Here is a 26,868-nt window from a genome sequence, read left to right as displayed (position 1 = left end):
ACTACCAACTTAACCAAATACGTAGCTTGGTGAGCGGCTTTCTAAACACATAGTAAAACAGAGAAGTTTGCTCCCCATATAACTTTGCTAAGCCCTTTTTTCCTAACCTGAGCGTCGCATTATCATTCACAAATACTGCTGTAAGGTGTAAAGCATATTGCCCATCTTGAGTGGGCCGGGCTTGGTAATCAATACTCCGAACCTGCGCTTTAATTGGCGCACTAGGGTCGCTATCTAGAAAGTATTTCACACTAGAGCCTGTTGTGATTCCAATCACATCTTCAAGAGGCAAACGCACCTCAAGCTCAATCTCATCCGGATTGGCGATTATCATAAGTGGTTCACCAAGCGTCATGGGCTTACCCAGCCAATCGCCCGCATCATCAAAAATAGCGACGCCACTGTGAGGTGCTCTAAATTCGGTGCGGCGCAGCTGATCCTGCAAGTAGCTCATATCCGATTTGGCTTGCGCAAGCTTGCCTTCTAGAATGGCCAGAGTCGCCTTCCTCTGTTCATCAATGAACGACTGCTGTTGGGCCATTCTCAACTCCGCACCGGTTACCACATAGGTCTGATGTGCGCTTTCTAATTCTTGTGTTAATGCTTGAGCATCCAGCTTAGCGACCAGTTGACCTTGCTCAACCTGTTCATTGGGTTTAACCAATAGCTCGCTGATCACCCCTTCAATGGGGGCTCTTAACACATTTGGCTGCTGCGGTACGATATCCGCCGGTGCGATAACAGATTGCTGAACAGGGAGCGATAAAACCCCAATCGTCACAAGCAGGCCCAACAACCACCACAGTGCGGATTTTTTCCGCTGCCCTTTGGGCTTTCTAGCACAGGTTAATCCAATCCAAGCATGACCGTAGGCCTCTAGCAGAAAACCTAATAGTTTTTTGTCTCGTAGGTTTAAAGAGGTCGATCTCGATAATAATAAAGCCCCGATTAAATCCCCCTCGGTGGATTTAATCGGAAGCCAAATTAATCGCGTAGAAAAGTATTCCGAACCTTGTTTTGCATCTTCAGGACTCAAATCTGTCACGTCAATTGCATGGATTCTGTCGGCTTTATCGGTTTTCGCGATTCCAGATAACACACGATTTAACCAACTGCAAAAGGGGGCATTGGAATCGACATCGACTAAGCCTGATGCGCCTTCTAATTTTTTAGAGCCAAACATCCACAACACACTTTGCTGGAAGGGCACTAATAAATGCGTGTCATTAAGGCAGATAAATTGCCATTCTTGTAAATTTTTAGCGCCCCGTATTTTTTGCTCTAACTGCAGTAAGGTGAGTAGCGTTTCCTCTATGGTAACGGCCTTTTGATCCTTTGAGTTGGTCGTCATTTCACATTCTCAGTTGTCGATGTCCATTGAGACGGATCAAAATAAGCATTGCCACTCATTCCGGGGATTAGGCGCACATTTGGCGTCTTTAGGATCTCTCCAAAAACCGTAAAAGACTGACTAAGCGGGTCTATGACTGCGCCTAAACGCGTTACCTTAGCGTTATACATTTGCTGAGTTTCATCCAACTTAACTTGGAAAGCATGCCCAATTTTTATCTCGCTAATCCAACGAGATGGGACAATTAAAGCGACCTCATAGACTTTGCTGCTATAGACTTCAAGAATAGGTTCGCCTTCCGATACGAACTCGCCTTGCTGTACTAAACGTTTTACCACACGACCATTAAAAGGGGCGTAAACGCCACATCGGCTGACCATTATTTCACCAATGCGACGCTCCGCTTGCGCCATCAAGGCATCGGATTCAGCTTGGTTGACTTCCATCACACTAATTGACTGCAAATTGTCTAAGCGCTTAGCAACGACACGCTTTTGCTCGGCTGCAGCCGCGGCCGCTTTAGCATAATCCAATTTGGCTTTATAAATGTCGCAGTCAAATTCAACGAGCGGTTGCCCCTTTTTAAAACTTTGACCTTCTTTTAAGGTCAGTGTTTTAATCCGACCAGAAAGCTGGCTAGACAGCACAACTCTGTCTTTAGCGTTCAACTGCACTCGAATAGTCGGCTGAGACACCCTCTTCGCGCCAAGCTGTTCATTGTCCTTTAACAAGGCGTTTGCATTTAAGACACCGCTTAACATCATGCCAAGAACAAACGTAACACACGATCTAGTACGACAATGAACACTCATGGCTGGACGTAATTCGTATAATCAATAATGGCCGTTTCTTGTAAAGAATCGCCAGTGGACAGCATCACCAGTTGTGGCTTCGATGCCTCTTCTTTTTTCGGTTCAGTGTCGGCCTTTTCATATTGATCTAACATGCTGCCTAACGCGCTGTTCAGAGCAACACGTGACACAAGCGTTTCGTCTGAAATGCGACCTTGCTGAAGTAATGCATCTTGATGCGCAATTGATGCAGATAATGTTTCAACACTGGTGTCTGCAATGGATTTCGGTAATGGATCAAGCCCTGCGGCTTTGTAAATCGCACCATAAGCACTTTGCATCATAGCGAAGCTTTGATCACGGTTACGTTTCGCCAACACACTTTCTGTCGCGATGCGGACACGTTCAACCAAAGATTGGGTGTTATTTTGATACGCTCCCGTACTTTGCACAAAAATGGCGTCTTGAATCCTCGACAGCTCAGCCGTACGTTGAAATTGATTATCAGCTTGTTTGTACTGTTGCCATGCAAGATTCACCTGAGTTAGAACCGCCATTCTCAATGCTTGACGACGTAAATCTGCAATTTTTTCTTTTGCCTGACCAACGTTTTTTACATCGCTATAGGAAAACGCACTGAGTAGATTCCAACTTACCTGGACTCCCGCATCAGCCCAATCATTATTCAAGGAGTAACTGTTGCTATTATAGTGAGCACCGACAAACAGAGACGCACCTGGCAACAAACGCATTAATGAAGAACGAGTCTCTAAGACAGTATTTCTTGCACGATAAGCCTCTTCATTGATTTCTGGTCGATTGACCATGGAGAGTGTCTCAAGCTCTTCCAATTGATAAGGCAGTACTAAAGGCTGAGTGTTTTGCGAGGCAAGTTCATATTGAGTGGCAGGGGGAAGATTCATTAAGCTCGCTAAACGGGATTTGGACGCCGCTAGATCGCCTTCCAGCGTTTCCAAACGACTGATCATTTCAAGCAAGCTTTTCTGGTATCTCAAGGATTCCAATGGCGAAATTAAACGCTCTGCGGCGGTTTTTTTAGAGGTTTCTAACGCACTGTAGGCATCTTTTAACGTACCTTTCACCAGCGGCTGAAGTTCCTGAGCTTTCACTGCCTCCCAATACGCACCTCGGACATTTTGAATAATATCGGCGACCACACTGCGACGTCTTTCTTCTGCGGCTAGGACATTATTCGCCTGCGCTTTCGAGCCAAAATACCCAATTCCAAAGTCCAGAACATTCCAAGAGACACTCAAATCCGCCGATGACGATTGCTTATCTTGGCTAGTAGAAGACACTAGGGACTCGGTGCCTGTGGCAATCGATTTACTCGATGATGCCGCCTCATTATTTCTCCCGGTCCAGCCCGCACTGGCGGCCACTTTTGGCAACATATCAAAGCTTTGTAAACCTAATATATTGTCTTGCGCCAATTTTTCCATCAAGGCAAGACGCTCTTTAAGGTTGTATTTAACGGCTCTCGCCATCGCTTCTTCAAGACTAATTGGCTGTGTAATTGGCTCTTGATCCTGAAACATGGCTTTTCGGTCAGCATTCACCAATGCTAATTTTTGCTCAAACGTAATGGGGGTCGGCGTGACAGAGCAGGCTGTCAGACTGAATAAAATGGCAGTTGCAACCGCCGTACGATGTAACGTTTTATACTCTAATACTTTGCTTTTTATAGTCACGTTATAAACCTTTTAATTCCATCATTACAATTCTTAAGATGCTGCCATCAGATCATTCATTAACAGCTTGTTAATGTTAAAAACACTCAGCGAACTCGCGTCATTCACCTGTTCTGAGAAAGGCGCGTTATTCACTTGGGCATGGCTGTCAGATTCCAATTTTACTTCTACGGGTATGACTGACGTCTCACCATTTTCATCAACTACAAGCACATGCAGCTCTATCTGTTGAGTTTCCCCAAGCACGTCCTTGTCTAGATTCAGCCGGCCCGTTTCAAGGTCATATTCAACGCCTTCTGGCAACCCAATACCATCTGCCGACATCACCGCAAGAATGGCTTTTTCCTCTTCTGACATCACACTGTCTAGCAAGGAAAGTTGAAGGTTAGTTATGCCTTGCGACCATTCTATGGACGTTGATCTATAGGCCTGTAATGATGCTATAGAGTCGGTTTGTACGCTGTCTAATTGAGTATTTTCAATAAATGAAAGTGACGTGCTAAATGAATCGGAACCAAGGGTTGATTTGATAAGGGAGGTATTTGTAGAAACATCGACGGCATTTTCAGAAACATCTACTGCGCTTGCAAAAACATCAATCGTATTTATCTGGGTATCTTGTATAAAGGATTGTGAAAAAAACTGCATTGCTGCTTCGCTTGGACTTACCGTCGCGCCACTTGGGCTAGCGGTCGTTTCGCTCGTGTCTATTTGGCTAGCGGTCGTTTCGCTCGTGTCTATTTGAGACGAACTAGACGACGAGGCAACCACCATAGGTTCAACCGTGAGCGTCACTTCAATTTGAGCGCTCTGTCCTTGCGTATCGGTTGTCTGTATGACCACTAAAAATTCACCCAATTCGACCGCATTACCAGAAATAACCAAGGTGTCTGCATTGAAGCTTAAACCGTTTGGCAACCCTGTGACTTGCCAAGTTAACGTGTCATTAGAGGCATCGGAGAACAATGTATCCGGTAGCTGGATACTTACGGATTCCGTTTCCGTGATAGTAGAAAATTGATAACTGCCTGCAAGCTGTGGCGGTAGATTTTCTGAGACATTTAGCGCTATTTCGACAGAATTACTCGATGCGTCGCCGTCATTAATTGAGACGGTAAAAGACAAGGTAGCCGCTTGCGTGAGTGAGGCATTTTCAAAGGTTAGGCTTCTTGCTAGGGCGTTTACTTGATCTTGCGTTAGCGCGGATGAGATTGTGACTAAGAGAGTTCCGCCATCATTTACAAAGCGCCCAACCACCTCGCCTTGATACAATAAATTTTCACCGTCCAGTGTAAACTCACTGTCGCTTGCCAAACCGAAGGTATCGGTGGCATTGATGGTCGAACCTGAAAGCGTAATGCTTAGGCCTGAGTAATTGTCAGAGGCTGACATTTCTTCATCAAAAATGGTCAGTTCAGGAGCCAATACAACCGCATCAAAACCAATTTCATACAAGGACTCTTCGCGCCCCGTCGCATCATAAATCGCAACGACATCAGTACCTTGCAGGAACACATGACCAGCATCCGAAATAGAAAGATACGCTCCCTCAGACGACGCTCCTTGCATGATGCCCGCCTGAGTTAAGGATCCGTCTTCACCGATAATATAGCGGTATAAGCTGCCGTCGGAGGTCAATACAAACAACTTCTCGTTATCCGCAGACACGACTAAATCCGATAGGTTTTCGACAAGAATGGCCTCATCAGTAACCAGTAAAAAGGATTCGCTTTCAGCATCATACGCATAGGTATAAATACTCGTATCGTTGACCACATAGATGTACTCACCGTCGTCTGTTGCCGCCACATGTGTGGTTGAACTCAATATGGCATTATTGCCTGCCGAGTCTTCACTGCCATCACGAATGTAAGCTTTCCATGCAAGGCCGGATTCCTCTTGTTCAAATACAATTAGCGTTGAGGTACGAAAATTAGTGGTTACGAAGACATAATCTCCCGAAACAGTCAGGCTGCTAGGGTTCCACAGATAGGGGGAGCTCCACGCATCGGCTATCTTTTGCACAAAGCTTAATTCACCGGTTTCGGCGTCACGAGTCATTTCACTTAACGCTGTACTGTTGATGTAATAAAAGTGCAGTCCATCTTCTGATAAGACAATGTCTTGAACACCACTCACGGTGATTTCGTTGGTTTCATAGTCAGCAACAATTACTTGAGTATTCGACAACACAAGATCTTCTGATAACGAATACACGGCGATAACATCGCCCTCATTGCCAAGCAGATAAAGGTTTTGACCATCGGCCGTGGTAATTAATTTATCCACGGAATCAACACCATCAACGGAGGTTAGGGTGCTTTGATATTCCCATTCACTGCTTTCATCATTGAGGGTAAAGACCGCAATGTTGCCACTGCTGTCCGCCACATAAAGCACACCGCCGTCACTCGACACGCTGGAAGCACTAACATCCGTAAGACCTTCGGCCGCACTTAACGTCTCAGTTAAAGACATTTCACCCGCCGCAATGGAAGCGTCTTGGGTCACCTCAGGCGTATCGTTGAGCGCTGTAATATTAATTTGAGCCATCAGGACATTTGACGTGAGGCCAAATTGATCCGACAAGGTCACGGACACATTGACGGTCGACTCAGGCGTTTCGCTGCTGTTCTGATATTGAATTTGATTGATCACATTTTGCACGTCTTCTGAGGTAGGGACAGTGCCGTTATCTTCCGTAAAGGTAATGGTTAAAATCCCATCCACATTCGAGACAGTGGCAATCACCACACCGTCTTTTGTCAAAGAACTCCCCGTTAAAACCAGTCCATTTGCCTCCTCAAATACCAGCTGATCACTCGACGTTGCGCCAGTAATAGACACAATTAATTCAGCACCGTGATAATTACCTGCCCCATCGTTGTAGGCGTCCATTTGTGAATCTGTTAGAACAGCATCGGGGAACACTGACGTGGCGGCACCATTTTCTGTGTAAGCGATCTGATTGGTTGTGCTGGTTATAGTTGGCGCAACATTATCTTCATCTGCGGCGGCTAAGGTGATTGTGGTTGTACCATCGTACAAAGTGGTCGCTTCACCGATATCCGACTGGCTTGTGTACTCGATAATGCTGAGGCTTACGGTTCGCTCTCCACTCGTGTCATCCCCCGTATATTTATAAGCAATACCATCAATAACTGACGCCGCATTTTCCGAAGAGTCCATGATATAAAGCGTCACCGTCACGACACCATCTTCTTCTGTGACGGAGTACGATGTATTGTCAACCGTTTGCGATGTCCCTGAAAAAGCTTCTAAAGCGATCTTACCCTTGCCTACTTTTAGTAGGTCATCGGCTGTGGCTCCTGTAATGGCGATCTGAACTTTCCAGATGGTCTGGTCTGCTTCTATGGTTTCGATGCTGGTATCGCTAAACAAGAGAGTGTAATCATCGCCGGTCTGGTAGGTTATCTCACTTGTGGTCGAGGAGATCTCCGCCGGATTATTCACCCCGATCAAATTCACTTGAACATTCACCGAGGTTTCATTGCCGTCCCCGTCATTGACCGTGATTGAAAAACTAGGACTGGCGCCATTCGCTACCGGATCATTACTTGAGTTGGAATAGGTGATTTGACGCAACACTTGTTGTGCCGTGGCTTGAGACGTTGAAGCCGTAAAAGACACGGTTAACACATTATCTACCACCGTGAATGTCGCGATTTCACTTCCATCCTTGAGAATCTTTCCGTCTTCAAGTGTTAGGCCATTCGCCTCTTGAAAATCGAATTCGTCTTCTTCTAACGCGCCAGATTCGCGGGTGATGGTGTAGCTGGCCCCCTGATAATCATCCAGTGCATCCAGCTCCGAATCACTAATGATGCCAGTGGGCAGCAATAGCGTACCTTGTTCATTTTCGGTGTAAGACACCGCAGGGACATCAAAACTAAACGATAAAATGCCATCACTGATCACCACAAACAGTTTTGAATGATCTGCGCTTAAATAGGCTTGAGTGATGCTTGAAAAGTTCGCACCGAGATCGTTGTCAGAGCCATCAATGGTTTGAACTGCCGTTAGGTCGGCATTGTCATCTTGCAAGAAGACATCTATGTATGCGCCCATAACAAAAACGCCCGTACCGTCTTCCGACACTAAAATGGTTCTGGCTTCATCGGACACAGAATAAGTATCCGCCAAGGTCAATTCACCGGCATCGTCGTACGTCATGACCAATAAACTAGAGCCGTCGTTATCATTCAGCGCATAGACGGTTTGACCGTCAGCAGAAATTTTTACCGAATTGATAAAATACTGATCGTCTTCTCCCGTTACGGAGCTGACGTAGGTAAGTGTGCCGTCGTCGTTTACATCAAAGAGTGTCACCGCATTCGAACCACCACTGGCTCCCACCACCAGACGAGTACCGTCGGCACTAATCGCAATACTGTTTGCGCCTGTTAACCCAGAAACACCTTCCGTTTCATTACTGTATTGTGCAACAAGAGACAGCGACCCTTCATCATCTGACGATAAAACAAGGACTTGGTCGCCTCCCGTGACGTACAAATAATCGCCGGAGGTTTCTATATCGAAGACAAAACTGGATACGCCATCAATACCAAAGTCGGTTATTTCAGTACTGCTCAGGCGTGTTAACTCACCCGTCTGCGTATCTCGACTAAACACAACCAAGCTGTTGTCGTCTTCACCAAACACATAGAGGTAGTTTTGATCAGACGACATACTGATCAAACTGGCACCCGCCAAGCCCTCGTTTTGTACCACTTGGTCGTTAGTATAAGTCTCTAAATTGAACACAGACGTATAGTTGTAATAGCTTTGCACTAAGGTTAATGAGCCATCTTCCGCCATGCTAAACACACTTAAAACGGAGGAATCAGTGCTCCATGAACTTGAGTTACTGCTCACGGCATAGACAAAATTGCCGTCTTCAGAGACAGACACGTCTTCGGCCGCAGCCAATACATTAGAATACGTGCTTGAATCGTAATCGTTCGTCTCGTCGACATAATCAATGTTGGTTGACTCCACTTCCAAAGTGGCGGCCCCAGCAGCATCGAACATCATTCTCTGCTCAAGGGCAAAGACCCCTAATGAACGCGATGGTTTGGCAAACAACATAGCAATACTCCTGCTCAGTGAATCTTTTTCCTGACGTTTTTTACTTTATTAAGCGTACGTAATAATTCTGTCGAATCTCTTCTGCGATCTCTTCAAGTAAGCTGTCAACTTGGCTTCTCCCTTCGGTAAAACTAGAAGAATCAGCAAAATACAAGCCGCCACCGCCACCCGCACATTCTCGTAATCCAGGGCCTGCAATGTCAGCAAATAAAGTCCTACCAAAATCTGCTGGGTCGCCCGGGCGAACACCGATGAAGAAAAACTTAATATTCTTATCTCTAAAACTCCGGCACACATCATGGAAGCGCTGGGCAGAAAAGGTTTTAGCTGAGTTTGTACCCGAACCTAAAACTTGATCAGAGTTGAAGTTATAAGCATCGGTGTCGAACCAATCTCCGGTCGTATTTGCCAACATCACCATCACCTTCACATTGCTCTTACTGTTACTGAAATCAAGCGGTAATTCGCTGTCCCCCCAGCCAGAGCTTCCTCGCATGTTTGGTGAGAGAGCATGGCCGGCCCACCCCATTGCAATGGCATAATTGACGTTGAATCGTGTCGACATTTCATCAAGGCGGGCATCAATCGCATCTAAGTCATTTGTTAAGGGTAAGAGTGGGGCATCAGGGCAGCCTTTATCCGCAACAATCCAGCGAACATCTTCAGCCACCGAACTTGGCCATAAGCTTGGGTTAGGGCCTACCCACGAAATGGGTGTCGCGCCGGGACTGCCGTTTTGAGGGAGATCATGACGGTAATACACCTCGAATTGACTGTCAGGCTGTTGATCCCAATAAAAATTCTCTCCTGCACCCAACCCACGATACATACAGAGCAACTTCGCTATGCGGTCTGGAAAACGAGGGTCCGCTAAACTGCGGACTTTTCCGGTCTTAAATAAGCTGCGTAGTTCAGGGGGGTTCAAGGCTCCGGCGGCCGCCCATCTGGAGATTCGTTCCGGATCATCAGCATCATAGACATTCACGGTCTGACTAAATGGCACTAAAGACAGCCAGACTTTTTGTGTGCTCTTAGACGCATCCGTATCTTCCCCAAGAAGGTTTCGAGCAAAGTTTTTCCCCAGTGTTCGCAAAGCGACCAGTTCAGATTCATCCTCTGTTAGGGTATTCGGCAGTAGCAATGCGACTTCCGTGGGAATAGACACCACCTCAACCGTTGAAGAAATAAGCTGATCTTCCACCTGTGAATTCAATAAGTCAGACTGAACATCAAGCGTCACCGTGACGGTAAAAGTCGGGTGGCCATCCTTCGTGCCTTGCGTGACCGAAATGGGCGCCATCTTCATTTGATCAATAAGACTCGAGTCCATACCAAGGTTATTCAGTAAATAGCCTTGAGCAATGGAATCTAGATCGGTTTCATCATCGTTGTTATTTCGCAGTTGTATCTGACCAATCGCAAGAGCGGCAGCGTCAGTGGCACGTTTTAGCTGTCCGGCAGTATTCACCATTCGAGTCGTATCAAGCGCAAATGAAAACCCCACAAGCGCACCTACTAATATCAGCACAATAAAAGGTAAGGCCGCGCCAGAATCGCCTTTTAAAAAAGAGCTTAATGCATGTCGTATAGTCGAAGCATAGGTATGCCAGCAAAAGGTTTTCATCAACAACGAAACTCTCAAGAGTGATTCAATATAATGTCGGGAGAGGTTAGTGCAGATGATAACTATTCGCAACAAAATGACGAGATGGCTTTATTAATAATCATTAATATTCATTTTAAGCAAAAAAAAAAGCCTCTCTAATCAAATAATTAGAGAGGCTTTATAAGAACAAGATGCTGGTTTAAATCGAACCTATGTCACTGGCTACACTTTTAAAAATACAAGTACATCCTTCATTACAGAGTATTTGTGCCCCCTGAATTAGGATCACAACAAAACCGTTTTAATTGTGACTAAGAACAATGACTACATCCTACTGATTTACTTTAAGTTTATTATCAATAAAGTAAGGCAACGTAAGCTAAAAGCATTCTAGTCAAATCGTTGAAGATCATTTCTTCAAAACAAAACTAGAAGCCACTTCATAGGCTTGCTCAGCGGCACCGGATAAATCGCCAGTTAAACGCCCCAACTTAGTCGAAGTCGTGTCATTGTTGGTTGACACACTAACAATTTGAGCAATATGTTCTGCAATCTCGGTCGCTTCTTGCGCTTGTTTATCAACCAATTCAGCTAAGCCTTCTAATCTCTGCTTCGCCATTTGCGCATCGGTTTCTAACTGACTAAGAGGGGTCACCACATTTTCAATCTGAGTCACACCTTGACGCATTTTTTCCTGCCCATGAGACATTTCAGAGGAGATTTGAGTCGATAATTGGCTAATCTTAGTAATGATGGTATCTATTGAGGCGGTCACGTCTGCTGTATTGGTGGCCAGGTTACGTACTTCATCGGCCACAACAGCAAAACCACGCCCACTTTCGCCGGCTCTCGCCGCTTCGATTGAGGCATTTAGCGCCAACAAGTTCGTCTGCTCAGCAATGTCTCGGATACTGTTCACAAAGCCTGTCACTTGAGCCGTGCTTTCATTCAATTTCGCAACAGAACGAGCCGTTTCTTCTATATAAGACGCCACGTCAGTAATGTCTTGCGATGCTTGAGTAATTACCTGTTTCCCATGCTTAGCCAAGTCATGTGCAGCTTCCGCTTGATGACGTGACGCCGTGGCATGCTCCACCATAATGGTCGCGTCGTCTGACAACACGCCAACGGTGGTCTGAATGTCACCCGCCATGTCCATTTGAGAAGAAGAGCCTTGCTGAACATCCGTTACGCTAACACGAATGTCTTTTACAGCATCCACCACTGTTTTCGCACTGGCGTCCATTTTCGTCACCAGACTCACCAAGCTTGTTCTCATGTGATTTAGACTCTCAACAAGGTGACCAAGCTCTCCCGTATAAGATTCTTTAAACTCGTCCGACAAATCGCCACTGGCCACTTGATCTAAGAACAAAATGATTTGATTAAGCGGATTCACAATACTACGGGTAATCAATATCGACATAATCACCCCCACCAACAAGGCCGCGATCCCCAGTCCAACAATGAGCAAAATCGCCAGTTCGGAATCGGCTAAAACACTATGCTGTCGAGACTGCATGGCATTACGTTGCCGCTCTGAAAGCTGATCCGCTTGGGCTAAAAAGGTCTGTAACTGGGCGCGAGTATTACCAGCCATTAAAGCTTTTGCTTCCTCTAATTCTCCAAACTCAAGTACTTCAACCGTGGCTTGTAGGGCATTTTGATACACCACTTTTTGCCGTTTTAAAGACTCAACTGACGCTGTATCCTGATCGCTTCGAACCAACGTAGCCATTGTTTCTAAGTTATCATCTAGACTCTTGTTACGAGCATCGATTTCTTTGTAAATCGCCACTCTAGCGTCACGCTCCTCCAACACAAACAGTAATAGCAAACGACTTGCGAGACTCTCTGCATCCAAATTCAATTCACCGCTTAGCTCCACTAAAGCCGCATTTTCATCCACTATGCTGCGAATGTTGCCGGACAAAGCTTGGAAACGCATCACAGACAAGAGCACAACAAATAACAACAGCACCAATAACAATAAATAACTGGCTCTTAATCGCCCTTTAATAGTTGCAAATCCAAGCATAAAACTGTCCCCTATTTTGTTTAAAAAGACTACGACTGGTCAGTGTTAAGATTAGACGTGAATGTCGAATTTTTCTTACAAAAAAGCCAACATATTTGTATGTTGGCTTTTTTGTAATACATTTCTTTGAAAACTCTTAACGCAATCGTTTAAAGGGCAAGGTATAAGCAATCAAAAATAACACCGCCGCGCACACCACCACGCTAGGCCCAGTTGGAGTATCCCAACGATAGGAACTCCACAAACCACCACAAACCGCTAAACAACCAATCACACTGGCAATGAAAGCCATCTGCACAGGCGTATTTGACAGTTTACGTGCCGTTGCTGCAGGGATAATCATTAAGGAGGTAATCAACAAGACCCCTACAATCTTCATGGCGACGGCAATGACCAAGGCCACCAGCAACATCAAGAGTAATCGAATGGCCTCAACCGGATAACCTTCCACTTTGGCCAGCTCTTCATTCACCGTCACCGCCAGCAAAGGCTTCCAAAAGGTCACCAACAACGCAATAACGGCCAAACCACCACCATAAATCCAATACACGTCCAACGGACTGATGGCCAACAAATCACCAAATAAATACGCCATTAAATCAATGCGCACATCGTCTAAGAAACTCACTGCGACCAGACCAAGAGACAGGGACGAGTGCGCCAAAATCCCCAATAAAGTATCCGTCGCAATGATGTGCTTTTTCTGCAAAGTCACCAAGACTGCGGCAAGACCGACACACAAGACAATGATGGCCAAATTCAAATTGATGTTAAACAACAACCCCAATGCTACACCTAACAACGCCGAGTGCGCTAAGGTGTCTCCGAAATAAGCCATTCGACGCCACACGACAAATGCGCCCAAGGGTCCAGCCACGGACGCCACACCCAAACCACCAATCAAGGCTCTGAGCAAAAGATCTAACATGTTATTACTTACTCCAATGACTACGCTGCTTGTTGTGAAACGACTTAATGATGACAATGCGCATGGGCATCTTGGTCAGATAAAATACCACCATGGTCATCGTGAACATGATCGTGCTGATGGGCATAAATCGCGATGGATTCATCTGCGCCAGGAACACCAAACAGCGCCTGATAGGCTGGATGACCAGTAACATGCTGTGGCGTACCGGAACAACAGACATGTTGATTGATACAAACAACCGTATCCGTTTTGGCCATCACCAAATGCAGATCGTGAGACACCATCAGCACACCACATCCCAACTCATCACGGATGCTTTCGATCAAGTTATACAACTCAACCTGACCATTCACATCCACTCCTTGTACCGGTTCATCCAACACCAATAGATTGGGTTTATTCAACAAAGCACGCGCTAACAATACTCGTTGTGTCTCACCACCGGACAACACATGAACCTGTGAATTCAACAAGTGAGCAATACCAAGTTTGTCTAAGGTAGGTTCAATGGCTTTTTTATCGACACCACGTACTAAAGCTAAAAAGTGCTTCACCGTTAATGGCAAGGTTGGGTCAACATGCAACTTTTGCGGCATATAGCCAATACGCAAACCTTCATGACGAAGGACACGACCAGATGTCGCGCTCTGTAAACCTAATAAAGTACGGATCAGCGTACTTTTACCACTGCCATTGGGGCCAATCAGAGTGACGATTTCCCCTTCGCTGATGGTCATATTGATCTTGTTTAATAAGATGCGACCATCAAATTCAATACCAATATCGGTAAACTCGACTAAACGCTTGCTCATGCTCTTACCTCAGCTTCGGCGTTCCGACAGTCAGCACATAAGCCAGTTAACTCAATGGTTTCCGATCTTAATTCGAAACCATGCTGAGCAGCCTTCGCGACCAACGAAGCATGAATGTCCTGATAATCAAACTCCATGACGTTATGACATTCATCACATATCAAAAAATAGCCCTTGTGCTCTTTATCCGCGTGCGCACAACCCAAATACGCGTTCATGGATTCCACTTTGTGAATCAAACCGGCATTCAATAGAAAGTCCAAAGCACGGTACACTGTAGGTGGCGCGGAGTTGAAGCCTTCTTCCGCCAATTTTGCCAATAACTGATACGCACCTAATGGACGATGACTCTCCCAAATCAACTCTAATGCTCGACGACGCACCTTTGTTAGTCGCTGCCCCTGCTCCAAACATAAGGTCTCAGCCGTTGCCAAGGCTGTATCAATACAATCATTATGGTTATGTGCGTTATCTTCGCTCATTAAAATGCCCTGCCCGCATTGCTTAAATAGCTCCAAATCATCGAGCTACTAATTAGAATCAACGCCAAGGCCGCCACAAATCCAAAGCCCCTTGACACTCGTTGACGCCACACACTTTGCCCACGGCTCAAAAGAAAACCCGTATCTCGGACTAATACACTGACAGCCGCTAGCCCAGCCACTGTAATCGCCGTCCCCAAAGACATGGCAAAGGTGGCGGCTAAGCCCCATTGAAAAATCCCGGCACTCATGGAAAACAGCAATACCAATACAGCCCCAGTACAAGGGCGAATGCCTACCGCTACAATCATCGCCCACACACTGCGTTTCGCCACGACACTGTCCTCTACGTCATGATGTTGATCACAACATGCATGATGACCGTGACCGTGACCGTGACCGTGACCGTGACCGTGACCGTGACCGTGATCGTGATCGTGATCGTGATCGTGATCGTGATCGTGATCGTGATCGTGATGAAGATGGTCTTTCGAGTGGTCATGACCACAGCCAGACTTACCTCGCAATAAGCGCGATAAAATCCACACACCGATCAAGCCCACTGCCGCGAAGCTGGCGATCTCAAAAAAGCGAGAAATCTGCATAGCGCGACCCGCTAGAGAAAAGACCTGACCTAGGACTAAAATTAACGCCACTGCCATGAGGCCTTGTACTGCAGCACACAGAAAAGCAATCAAAATGCCTTTGCGCATAGAAGCTTGGCTGGCCAACATATAAGACGAAATCACCGCTTTACCATGGCCTGGTCCGGCGGCATGAAACACACCGTACAAAAAGCTCACCGAAACCAAACTCCACAACAAAGCGACACTGCCGCCTTTGCTTATGGCTCGCACTAAGGACACTAGCTCACGATGAAAATTCGCTTGCTGTCCAATTACCCACTGAATAAAGTCCTGATAGAAAGAGAAATCCACCGCTGCATAAAGTGGTGAGGTAAAACAGAAGAAAGACAAAAAGATTAGAACAACATTCTTCGCCATCATGGCACTCACTTAAGGTTAGACTGATTTTGTTATGGTATAACAAGTCTAACCTTAGGAGAAGTCGTCAGGTAAAAACAAGGGAAAACCGAGAGCTGCACTGACTTATTGAACTAAGGCAGGATTTAAAAATCCCATCACGCCACTCATAAAAATTTGCGCCGCCATGGCCGCCAAAATCAAGCCTGTGATCTTGGACAATACATTCAATCCAGTTCGGCCAAGCATTTTTTCAATCAAGGAACCAGAATACAGAATCACAGCCAAGGTACCGAGCGCTAATAACAAACCACAAAGGCCAATGACCAAGTCCCAACCTTGCAGCTCAGCACCGTACACCAATATCGTACCTATGGTTGCTGGACCAATAATGGTCGGCACCGCAAGCGGTACAACCGACACATCATCCCGTTCTTCACTGGGCATCCCCACCGCATGATTTCGAGTACCGTCACGCACTAAACTCAACGCCGACATAAAGAGCAAAATACCAGAGCCAATGCGGAACGAGTCCAAGGTAATGCCTAATACTGCAAACAAACTGCCGCCAAAAAACAACAACACCAGTGCAATCACCGCTGCTGCAATGATGGCTTTATTGGCCACCTGTTTACGCGATGTCGCCGTTTCACCACGGGTTAACGCAAGAAACATCGATAACACAAAAAAGGGCGCAAATAGAAAAAAGAATTTAATCCAGGTAGAAATAAGTAGACTCATTGATCGCTTTACCAAAAAGCATTACACCACACGATCAGCGCTGGCTTAATGCGAGTTTTACACCAAAGCCCACCAGTAATACACCAGTCAGACTATCCATGACCTGTGCGACTTTTGGTCGCGCCAGCCAAACTCGCGCTCGATGAATCATCAGCGCCAGAAACATTTGCCACACCATCGCAATCATAAAGTGAAGGGAGGCCATAAACAGAGATTGCACCAATGCCGAGTGGCTTGGGTCAATAAACTGTGGCAAGAACGCCATGTAGAAAACAATCGGTTTGGGGTTCAAGACATTAGACAAAATACCTTGTCGAAAGCTACTCCACGCCGTCACTCGATGAACATCACTTGCGGTGTTAAAGCTCAAGCCTACAGGCTTCGCAGCGCTGCGTAATGCTTGCACACCGAGATACACTAAATAGGCCGCGCCCAATAATTTGAATGCGGTAAACAAGCCCGCCGAGCCAAGTAAAATAACCGACAAACCTAATGCCGACACAGTGGCATGAGCGAACAGTCCCAAACAAATTCCTAAACTGCTCAGAAAGCCCAAACGCCAGCCACCCAAAGCGGTATTGCGCATCACCAAAATAGTGTCAACGCCGGGACTCATGGTCAAGACACTAATGGCCAATAAAAAGGGCAACCACTGAAAATGCTCTAGCATACAGATTCGTTCCAGAAAATAGACAAGTCAATTATGGTTTGCAGGTTAAATCGACCCAAAAGGCGACCGATGTTTCTTCGGCTTCACGTTCCGCAGGGGTACAGATTTCAGCGAAAGCCCCCGTCAAACGAACCAAACCTTCTTCCACAGGTTCCATGGCAAAATACAACTCATCATCACCAAACGCGAGACTTAAGGTCGAGGTTTCCAAATTCACTAGCTCAGGCAAATGAATGGCCATTCGAATCCATAACATTTGATCGCGAATACGCACATCCATGACATGCACTTCATCAGGAACAAAATCCGTACCATCACGCTTCAGTTTGATGAAATAACCATAAGTCTCAAAGCTTTTGAGTACCTCAAGCATGTCGAGCTTTTCTTGCCCTTCCAGCTCACCATTGGCATCAATATCATATTCAGCAATCAAACTTGTGGAGGTAAATAAGTCCAAGCTCCACGTCGCTTCTAATTGATCAATACTGGTCGCATCTACCTTGACACGATACTGAGTGTCCACCCAAACATGTGGATGGGCCAAAGCTTGTAACGTCGTTAAGCCTAAAATGGCAGCAAGAATAAAACGAAACATCAGAACTCCATCAGGGCTGGGGTGTAACGCAGCCTAGCTTCTAAAATACGCTGTAACTCACGCGGGTCATGTTGCTGTGCAAGGCGTTCAGGGTCGTCCTTCGCGCCATGCCAAGCTTCTAAACGGGAAAGCCAAAAACGCACCGCCGCAATTCGTAACATATATGGCCAAGCTTTGATTTCGTCCACACTTGGTTCTCTTTCATATAGATACGCTTTTAACAATGCTCGATACTTGGCCATATCCAGTTCACCCGTCTCAATGTCCGAACACCAGTCATTCACAACAATGGCTAAATCGTACATAACCCATGAATAACAAGCATTATAAAAATCGATGATGGCCGATAACGATTCACCATCAAACAAGGTATTGTTAAAAAACAAATCCCCATGAATGGTCGTTTTCGGCAAATCATCATGTTCGGCGATAAAAGCATCAAACTCGGCAATTTGGGATGCCAGTAGCCTCGCTTGATCTGGCTCTAATTCAGGCAAAATCGCTTCGCTGGTCGCATGCCACCAAGCCATGCCTCGATGACTTTCCCGATGATCAGGAAAATCCTCTCCCGCTATGTGCAATTTTGCCAAGGCTGAGCCCATTTGCCGACAACTCTCGACCGAGGTCTGTTCCAAGCCATCACCAGAAAAACAATCCACAATAATCGCTGGCCGTTCTTTGACCATTCTCAAGCGCTCACCGTGAATATCAATTAACGCCGCTGGAACATTAAACCCTTTATGTTTCAAATGCGCGACTACGTCTAAAAAGTAAGGCACTTCATCGTACTCAAACTCTTCGAATAAGGTTAATACGTACTTCCCTGTGGTGGTGGTTAAAAAATAATTTGTATTCTCCACGCCACCAGAAATACCTTGAAATGACACTAGCTCGCCTAAATAATAATCCGCGACTAAAGCCCGCATGTCAGAGTCAGAAAGGGAAGTGTAAACTGCCAAGTTGTGCTACCTATTGATAATCAGAAATTGAAGCGATACGAAACTGCTTATGCTCCACAATAAGCACTAAAAGGTCAATCTAAGACACACTTAATTCACCTAGTTCACCACAAAAAAGCCATCATTGGATTGCAAAAACCTACCTCGGATACATGTTTGTCGACACTTCTTCACGAAAACACTACAGCACATACATCTAGTATTTTCTAAAATACACACAAAAACCAATCAGACTTGATTATGCGATTACAAAACGACGAAGAACAAATCACCATCTCTGCTTTACAAAGGCTATTGTGGGCTTCTTTTTTTAGCAGTCTAATGTATGCGGCGTTTTTCCATTTTTTTCCCACACCTTTAATTACAGATTCCCTCATTCCTACCCTTATCAGTGGATTGTTCTTAGCCTTGCTGGCCTTTCTCAATCAAGATCCACACAACCGAATCAGCAAGGTCATCACCATCTATGTTGTGCTGACCTTATCTGCGTTTATACCGGCCACCTGGATACACGTTTGGCTCGCTTGGCAAGGGGAACAACACAGGCTAATCGATTTTTACCCCCCCATCTCAGGGGTCATCATTGCAATACTGACTCTCGGTTTGACCATTTTGCCCAAAGAGTTCAAAAAATACATTGTCTTAAGCTGGGCCTGTACCGCCATCCCCTTGGTGCACTATCTCGTTTTGCACCCACTGGAACTGCACACGAGGCACAGCTATGAATTACTTGGCCTCTGGGGGCCAGGCTGCCTGTTGCTCTATATGGTGGCGCCCTATCAAAAAAGCATTCGCAATCATATGCTCCGAGTCGCAACAGATTTACAGCGCTCAGAGCTTGAAGCAGACCGAGATTTTTTAACTGATACTTATAACCGACGAGGCCTTCAGAATTGGCTTGCACAACTTAAACACGATGATTTAATCAGTCTGGCATTAATCGACGTTGATCACTTCAAACGAGTGAACGATACCTATGGACACGACATGGGCGATCAAGTGTTGGTCGAATTCGCGTCTCGCTTACGAACCATTTACCGAGGCTCCCATATCATCGGTCGATGGGGTGGGGAAGAGTTCATCGCGGTATTTATTAACCCAGATTCAGGCTCAATGGCTCACATTGCCGATCAATTCCAAATCAAATTAAGCCAATTGCCTTATCAGGATGTCGGACAAATCACCGCTTGTGTGGGGATGTCACACATTGCTCATCACGAGCACTTTCTTGCTCTCATCAATCAAGCCGATAAAGCCTTGTATCACGCCAAACATAATGGCCGCAACCAAGCCGTTCTATTCTCTGATATTGAAAAGACTATAAAGCCACACGCTAGCCACCACTAATTTCCTCATTGGCACTGAAAATTAATCCATAAACACATAGAATAGAGCCAACTTTGCCATTTTTTATAGAGGTTTCATTTTGGCTACGGATTCGACAACTCAAAACACACCTATGATTTTAGTGGATGGCTCGTCCTACCTATATCGAGCTTTTCATGCCATCCCACCACTCACGACCAGCGAAGGGCAACCAACCAATGCGGCTCGTGGTGTGATCAGCATGATTCGTAGCCTTATTAAAACCTACCCAAATTCCCCCATCGTAGTGATCTTTGACGCCAAAGGAAAAACCTTCCGCGACGACATCTACAGTGATTACAAAGCACAACGTCCCCCTATGCCAGATGAATTGCGTCTTCAAATTGAACCCATTCATCGCATGATTGACGCCATGGGCTTACCTTTAGTGATTATTGAAGGGGTAGAAGCCGACGATGTCATTGGCACCATCGCCAAACAAGTCGGTGAAACGGGTCGTGATGTGATCGTTTCCACCGGCGATAAAGACATGGCGCAATTGGTGACCGACAAAGTGACCTTGGTAAATACCATGACGGACACCGTGATGGATATTCAGGGCGTGAAAGATAAGTTTGGTATTCCGCCTGAGCTAATTATCGATTACTTGGCGCTGATGGGTGACAAAGTCGACAACATTCCTGGCGTACCGGGCGTGGGTGAAAAAACGGCACTCGCACTATTGCAAGGACTAGGCAGCTTAAAAGACATCTACAATCGCTTAGACGAGATCGCCGCCCTTGGCTTCCGTGGCTCTAAAACCATGAAGCAAAAAATGGCCGACAATCAAGAAATGGCGGAGCTGTCTTACGTCTTGGCCACCATCAAGTGTGACGTTGAACTGCCATTCAATGCATTGGAACTGCAAAACAAGCAAATAGACAAAGACGCCTTACGTGAGTGGTTTACCAAGCTAGAATTCAAAACTTGGCTGAAGGACTTAGACAAAGCACCAAGCATCGATGGCCCTAATGACACTGCAAGCAATTTGGATGGACAAGCCACCGCCAGCAAGTCTGACATTGAAGTGCAATACGACACTCTCTTAGATCAAGCAAGCTTCACCAAATGGTTCGAACAAATCCAACAAGCCGACTTGGTAGCCTTTGATACCGAGACCACCAGCTTAAATTACATGGCAGCAGAACTGGTGGGCTTGTCGTTTTCCACCGAAGTAGGCAAAGCAGCTTATGTCCCCCTTGCTCACGACTATGAAGATGCGCCAGAACAACTGGATCGCGATTGGGTATTAGAACAACTCAAACCTTGGTTGGAAGACGAGACGGCGGCAAAAGTCGGTCAGCATCTAAAATACGACGCCAATGTGTTGAACAATTACGGCATCGCCTTACGAGGTATTGTTTACGACACCATGTTGGAGTCTTATGTCTTTAACTCGGTCAGCTCGCGCCATGACATGGGCAGCTTGGCGGAAAAATTCCTTGACCATAAATGCGTCAGCTTTGAAGACATTGCCGGTAAAGGCGCGAAGCAAAAAACCTTCAATCAGATCGACTTAGAACAAGCTGCTTTTTATGCCGCAGAAGACGCCGACATTACCTTGCGCTTGCATCAAGCCATTTGGCCACAGTTAGAAAAGACACCTGAGTTAGTGAGCATATTCAAAGACATTGAATGTCCGTTGGTGCCCGTGTTGGCAAAAATGGAACAAACCGGCGCACTGATTGACCCTGAATTATTGCATGCGCAAAGTAGTGAAATCGCCGCCAAGCTGCAAGAACTGGAAATTAAAGCTCATGAAGCAGCAGGGGAAAGCTTTAATCTAAGCTCACCGAAACAGTTACAAGTCATACTGTTTGAAAAGCTGGAACTGCCCATCATCAAGAAAACGCCTAAAGGCCAGCCTTCCACCGCCGAACCGATTTTGCAAGAACTGGCCGAAAACTACGAACTGCCTCGCATCATCATGGAACACCGTAGTTTGTCGAAACTTAAGTCCACTTACACCGACAAGCTGCCGGAAATGTTGCAAAAAACAGGACGCATTCATACCTCGTATCATCAAGCGGTAACCGCCACTGGTCGTTTATCGTCGACGGATCCGAACTTGCAGAACATCCCAATTCGTACCGCAGAAGGCCGCCGTATTCGCCAAGCCTTTATTGCACCAGAAGGTTACAAACTGGTCGCCGCCGACTACTCGCAAATCGAACTGCGCATTATGGCTCACTTGTCACAAGACCAAGGCTTGCTGGATGCCTTCGCCAACAATGCCGACGTACACAGAGCCACCGCCGCAGAAGTGTTTGAAACTACACCAGAGGAAGTCACCACAGAGCAACGTCGTCGTGCAAAAGCCATCAACTTTGGTTTGATTTACGGCATGTCAGCCTTTGGTTTAGCCAAACAGCTCGGCATCGCCCGTCCTGAAGCGCAAAAATACGTACAACGCTATTTTGAACGCTACCCAGGCGTCCGCACCTACATGGACAACACTCGTGAAAATGCCAAAGAGAAAGGTTTCGTTGAAACCATTTACGGCCGTCGTTTGTACTTGCCTGACATCAAAGCAAAAAACGCCATGATGCGCCAAGCTGCCGAACGCACCGCGATCAACGCGCCGATGCAAGGCTCCGCCGCCGACATCATCAAACGCGCCATGATCAAAATGCACCACTGGCTCGCCGACACCGACCTTGATGTGCGCATGATCATGCAAGTACACGATGAATTAATCTTTGAAGTGGCTGAAAAAGACCTAGACGCCGCGCAAGCCAAGATCGTCGACATCATGCAGAACAGCAGCAAAATCGACGTGCCTTTGCTGGTAGAGGCAGGCGTGGGAGATAATTGGGACGAGGCGCATTAAATTCTTCTGATAATAAATATAGTAGTAAATTTTTTGAAAAATTAGGAGCGATGGTGTGAGTAAAATAAAATCTATTACCGTAGAAAATTACAAAGCATTTAGAGGGAAACATATTATCCCCATTAATAACCTGACACTCATATTTGGCTATAACAACACAGGGAAAAGTGCGCTATTAAGAGCTTTTCCACTTTTATCATCAAGTTTCAGGAAAACTAGTAGTTATTTTACCCCAAGCTATTTAGATTATTCATGTAAATCATTAAGAGGAGGACTACACGAAAATATTCTGTTTAATGGAGAAAATCGGCTTGGATTTGGTGTAGATTGGGAGGAAGGCAGTTGTATAAACTTTTCTCTACAACAAATAGGCGACCAACCTGAAAGAATGACTGATTTAACTTTAAAGTCTAAATCTTTAATTAAACAGTATGTACGCTCTCTTGAAGAAGAGAATAAATTAGAAAATAAATCAGAACCAAATGAAGTCATCGACTTTTACAACTTTCGCTGCCCTGAAGAGTTTTTGGGATTAGACAAGTTAATTTCTAATTTTTCAAATTCATTGCACTGGGTATCCTCAGTTAGAGCTTTTCCCCCTAGGTATTTTAATATAGGTCTAGGTGTCCCCTTATATTTAAGTCCCGATGGGCAAGGTATTGGACCAATCCTATGGAATTTAGCTGAAAACAAATCAAAATCAATAAATAGAATTAATATGTGGTTAAATTCCGTATGTGGAAGAGAATTAGACTTTAGCGCTATTCATAATTCTAAGAATGGCTTGAGAACTGTCGGATTAGAAACTATTATGACAGCTCCAACGATAATTAAAGAAGATGAAAATGATTTTTCTCCTACTAGAATAGCAATTCTTGATTCAGGAGAAGGTATAGCTCAGGCTCTACCTGTAGTCATGTTGTGCGCTATGGCTGCTGAAGGAGAATTGGGAGAATTCCCAGTAGTTACGATCGAACAACCTGAGCTACACTTACATCCGCAAGCAACGGTTGAATTAGCCAACTTTCTTGTTAAATGCTCTAAAGATAATCCTTCTGCTTCATATATTTTTGAAACACACTCTGAGAGTTTTTTAAAAGCGATACAGTTGGCAATCATAAAAAAGGAATTTTCGAAAGATGATTTTTCATGTATCTGGATTAAAAAGACACAATATACATCAGAATTAAAGAAAATAGACATTGATGATAATGGATATTTATCCAACGACTGGCCAAATAACGTGTTCAAAGAAACTATACATCAGTCAAAAAAAATCATACAAAGCCGCTTAGAAATTTAAAGGTTAATAATGATATTCAACATTAAAAATAATGCATTCAATGATGAAAACAAACATTCTTTGAATTATATGGCTCTAGCTTCACTTCGTGGACGAGCGTTTATTGATTTTAATGATGAAGATAGCACTGTACAAGATTGGATCGATAAAAATGATCCTGAGCTTTGGACGCTTATTAAAGAATATACAACAACATGCAAGTCAAATTTCAAAATAGAACATCAGTTCGAAGTTGTAAACAACAAAGAAAAAGATAATTGGAACTTACAATACCCCATAATTAAAATAGAAGAAGCAATAAAAATAATTGACAAGCCATATGAAATTTGGCTTGAAAATGGAATTGATGACAGAGATTTTTTATTACTTTTGATGGCAGAAGAAATAAAAAAATACTTCTTAGATAAATCCGATAAAAATCAAATAATTTTTGTTGGTAAAGGTGGTTTAGGTGAAATTAAAAAGCACATAGTCTCTAGCAAAGATAAAAACCACATTAAAAATAAAGTTTTTGTTATATTTGATAGTGACAAAAACAAAAAAGATAACATATCCAGACAAGCTAAAGAAGTAATTGAAGTCTGTTCGGAAAACTGTCTAAAACACCATTGCTGGAATAGAAGAGCAATTGAAAATTACTTGCCAATTGAACATTTGAAAAATAAACTCAACAAAAATGATAGAGATCAAAAAAAATATAGCGCGTTTTTATCAATGAATCAAGAACAAAAATATTATTATCATATGAAGAGAGGATTAAAAGATACTTCATGCAAAAACTCTGGACTATACGATAATATAGAGGAAATGATTCGTGAAAATGAGTTATATTCAGGATTTGGAAAAGGAATATTTTCTAAGTTTATTCGTCTAACAAATGAAAATAAAAATGAGGATGAGATAATTAGAAGACTGATAGAAAAAAAAGATTCTTCTCTTGAAATAAAAAATTTAATAGACAATTTATTAAACTTCACAAGGTTGCCATCATGAGCTCTCTACATAATTCAGAACCGAGAGTTGTCTTTATGACTCATTTACTAAAACAGTTAAACTTAGGTGAAATTAAAATACCTAGATTCCAACGTGAGTTTGTATGGGATTGGGAGCAGCAGCACGACCTTTTATGTAGCATATTGGAAGGCCTACCTATTGGTGCAATATTGCTATGGGAAACAAGAAAAAGCAATATGAAATATATTGAAAACATAGGCCCTTTTGAATTAAAAAAATCAAACTCCGAACATAATATTTTTCTTATGGATGGATTACAAAGATTAACCACCTTATTTTTATCTATTTATCATCCCACAGATCAAATAAAAAACCATGTGGAATCTAACAATTATGATATTTATTGTGATTTAAATTCCAGCGATATAAATAATACATTCTTTCAAAAAAAGACAATCCAAAAAATACATAGCGATCAATATATAAGCCCAAGATATATGCCTTTAAGCGCTATAATGGACACAAAAAAACTCCTTAAATACCAGAGAACAATCCCCATAGAAAAATCAAAATGGCTTGATAGATCTGATGATATAGTTTCAGCATTCATTAGTTATAAGCTCCCTGTAGTCCCTCTTGAAACTAATGATCAAGACATCGTAACAAAAAGCTTCGAACGTATAAACACTCGCGGAACGCAAATGTCCGAAACTCATATGTTAAATGCATTAAGCTATTCCACAGACTTTGATTTATTAAAAGTAATTGAAGGTGCCAAGGAAAATTACTTAATAAATAATAATGATTGGTATGATATAGATAACAGTTATTTAATATTGTTAATAAAGGTCTTTGTGGGATTTGATATATACAGCAAAAGAACTGAAGAATTAGTGAAAAAAATAAACGAAGACCTTATAGTTGATATTTTTAAATCGCTAAAAAAACTAGCTATTTTTTCCAACGAAAATTTTTGCATCAACAGTCCAAACGACTTCCCATATAAGTTACAGCTTATAACTTTAGCCCAAGCTTTCAGAGCAAACATGAAAAAAATAGATGATGAAACACTCAAAGCTTGGTTTACATTTACGACTTATACTGGCGCATTTGGAACTACAGCAAGGAACTCCTCAAATGCTATTAATGATTTTCAGATCTTATTAAAAACTGGGACACTTAACTGGACTTTGAACTCATCAATAAATGTTGAAAAATGGACTAAAAACATTAATTATAAAACAGCTCGAGTAAAAGCTTGGAGCCTTTCACTTTCTATAAGGCTTGATGAATTAAAAGGTAATTCTGAAAACCAAATATCTTTGATAGAAAGCAGAGGAAAAATATTAAGGAAAATAAAACACCCAACAATAGAAACAAAAAAAATCCACCGTAGTGGTTTATACTTCATATCTAGAAACAACAAAGCCATAGACATAAATAACATATCTGAAAATGAATTAGAAAGTAATTTCCTAGATGATGAATTAATAAATATTTTCAATGATGGAAAAATTGATTTATTTTGTGATATTAGAGAAGAAAAAATCTATCAATGGGAAATCGAAAATTTAGTAAAACCAGCTTCGGAATTACTAAATATAAAATATGACACGAAAAATAAATGAATTTTAAT

General features: G+C 43.9%; 19 protein-coding genes. 5 read left to right on the top strand and 14 right to left on the bottom strand.

Annotation, left to right across the window (positions count from 1 at the left end; genetic code table 11):
• Position 1 precedes the first annotated feature (1 nt).
• From MAR181_RS00860 to MAR181_RS00795, 14 genes are all read right to left on the bottom strand, one after another.
• Positions 2–1,351 carry an efflux RND transporter periplasmic adaptor subunit gene (locus MAR181_RS00860; protein WP_013794717.1) on the bottom strand — a complete coding sequence of 450 codons (1,350 nt, stop codon included), beginning with the start codon at positions 1,349–1,351 and terminating at the stop codon, positions 2–4.
• On the bottom strand, positions 1,348–2,163 hold the full coding sequence (locus tag MAR181_RS00855) for an efflux RND transporter periplasmic adaptor subunit (RefSeq protein ID WP_013794716.1): 816 nt from the start codon (positions 2,161–2,163) through the stop codon (positions 1,348–1,350). The genes MAR181_RS00860 and MAR181_RS00855 overlap by 4 nt, the downstream gene beginning before the upstream one ends.
• On the bottom strand, positions 2,160–3,854 hold the full coding sequence (locus MAR181_RS00850) for a TolC family protein (RefSeq protein ID WP_013794715.1): 1,695 nt from the start codon (positions 3,852–3,854) through the stop codon (positions 2,160–2,162). Before MAR181_RS00850 ends, MAR181_RS00855 begins: the two co-directional genes overlap by 4 nt.
• Positions 3,855–3,887: 33 nt before the next feature.
• Positions 3,888–8,963, bottom strand: coding sequence for a beta-propeller fold lactonase family protein (locus MAR181_RS00845; RefSeq protein WP_013794714.1), 5,076 nt, complete (start codon positions 8,961–8,963; stop codon positions 3,888–3,890).
• A 40-nt stretch (positions 8,964–9,003) separates the two neighbouring features.
• Entirely contained in the window at positions 9,004–10,587 is a 1,584-nt protein-coding gene (locus MAR181_RS00840; RefSeq protein WP_013794713.1) for a TadE/TadG family type IV pilus assembly protein, read from the bottom strand.
• 391 nt (positions 10,588–10,978) lie between these two features.
• Positions 10,979–12,607: a methyl-accepting chemotaxis protein gene (locus tag MAR181_RS00835; protein ID WP_013794711.1), complete on the bottom strand. Its 1,629-nt coding sequence runs from the start codon at positions 12,605–12,607 to the stop codon at positions 10,979–10,981.
• Positions 12,608–12,743: 136 nt separating this feature from the next.
• Positions 12,744–13,535, bottom strand: a complete 792-nt coding sequence (gene znuB, locus MAR181_RS00830; protein WP_013794710.1) for a zinc ABC transporter permease subunit ZnuB — start codon at positions 13,533–13,535, stop codon at positions 12,744–12,746.
• A gap of 44 nt (positions 13,536–13,579) precedes the next feature.
• The gene (gene znuC, locus MAR181_RS00825) at positions 13,580–14,350 is read right to left on the bottom strand and encodes a zinc ABC transporter ATP-binding protein ZnuC (RefSeq protein WP_013794709.1); all 771 of its coding nucleotides are present in this window, start codon (positions 14,348–14,350) and stop codon (positions 13,580–13,582) included.
• Entirely contained in the window at positions 14,347–14,832 is a 486-nt protein-coding gene (locus tag MAR181_RS00820; protein ID WP_013794708.1) for a Fur family transcriptional regulator, read from the bottom strand. The genes znuC and MAR181_RS00820 overlap by 4 nt, the downstream gene beginning before the upstream one ends.
• Positions 14,832–15,839, bottom strand: a complete 1,008-nt coding sequence (locus MAR181_RS00815; RefSeq protein WP_245546188.1) for a nickel/cobalt transporter — start codon at positions 15,837–15,839, stop codon at positions 14,832–14,834. Before MAR181_RS00815 ends, MAR181_RS00820 begins: the two co-directional genes overlap by 1 nt.
• Before the next feature lie 102 nt (positions 15,840–15,941).
• Positions 15,942–16,556: a MarC family protein gene (locus tag MAR181_RS00810; RefSeq protein WP_013794706.1), complete on the bottom strand. Its 615-nt coding sequence runs from the start codon at positions 16,554–16,556 to the stop codon at positions 15,942–15,944.
• Between the two features lie 34 nt (positions 16,557–16,590).
• Complete coding sequence (locus MAR181_RS00805; protein WP_013794705.1) at positions 16,591–17,226, bottom strand: LysE family translocator; 636 nt, start codon at positions 17,224–17,226, stop codon at positions 16,591–16,593.
• 31 nt (positions 17,227–17,257) lie between these two features.
• A complete protein-coding gene (locus MAR181_RS00800) occupies positions 17,258–17,821 on the bottom strand; it encodes a DUF1007 family protein (protein WP_013794704.1) in 564 nt (187 codons plus the stop codon).
• Positions 17,821–18,780: a homoserine kinase gene (locus tag MAR181_RS00795; protein ID WP_013794703.1), complete on the bottom strand. Its 960-nt coding sequence runs from the start codon at positions 18,778–18,780 to the stop codon at positions 17,821–17,823. The genes MAR181_RS00800 and MAR181_RS00795 overlap by 1 nt, the downstream gene beginning before the upstream one ends.
• A 240-nt stretch (positions 18,781–19,020) precedes the next feature.
• On the opposite strand from MAR181_RS00795, the gene MAR181_RS00790 reads away from it, so the two are divergent.
• The 5 genes from MAR181_RS00790 to MAR181_RS00770 all read left to right on the top strand — a co-directional run bounded on the left by MAR181_RS00790 (position 19,021) and on the right by MAR181_RS00770 (position 26,860).
• The gene (locus MAR181_RS00790; RefSeq protein ID WP_013794702.1) at positions 19,021–20,127 is read left to right on the top strand and encodes a GGDEF domain-containing protein; all 1,107 of its coding nucleotides are present in this window, start codon (positions 19,021–19,023) and stop codon (positions 20,125–20,127) included.
• Between the two features lie 112 nt (positions 20,128–20,239).
• On the top strand, positions 20,240–22,975 hold the full coding sequence (gene polA / locus MAR181_RS00785; protein ID WP_041651483.1) for a DNA polymerase I: 2,736 nt from the start codon (positions 20,240–20,242) through the stop codon (positions 22,973–22,975).
• A gap of 55 nt (positions 22,976–23,030) precedes the next feature.
• The gene (locus MAR181_RS00780; RefSeq protein ID WP_013794700.1) at positions 23,031–24,278 is read left to right on the top strand and encodes an AAA family ATPase; all 1,248 of its coding nucleotides are present in this window, start codon (positions 23,031–23,033) and stop codon (positions 24,276–24,278) included.
• 9 nt (positions 24,279–24,287) lie between these two features.
• Complete coding sequence (locus MAR181_RS00775) at positions 24,288–25,271, top strand: hypothetical protein (protein WP_013794699.1); 984 nt, start codon at positions 24,288–24,290, stop codon at positions 25,269–25,271.
• Positions 25,268–26,860, top strand: a complete 1,593-nt coding sequence (locus tag MAR181_RS00770; RefSeq protein WP_013794698.1) for a DUF262 domain-containing protein — start codon at positions 25,268–25,270, stop codon at positions 26,858–26,860. Before MAR181_RS00775 ends, MAR181_RS00770 begins: the two co-directional genes overlap by 4 nt.
• Positions 26,861–26,868 lie beyond the last annotated feature (8 nt).

It is taken from the genome of Marinomonas posidonica IVIA-Po-181 (assembly GCF_000214215.1).
Taxonomy (GTDB): domain Bacteria; phylum Pseudomonadota; class Gammaproteobacteria; order Pseudomonadales; family Marinomonadaceae; genus Marinomonas; species Marinomonas posidonica.
Note: the sequence above shows the minus strand (reverse complement) of the source record. Positions and strands in the feature narration are given on the sequence as shown.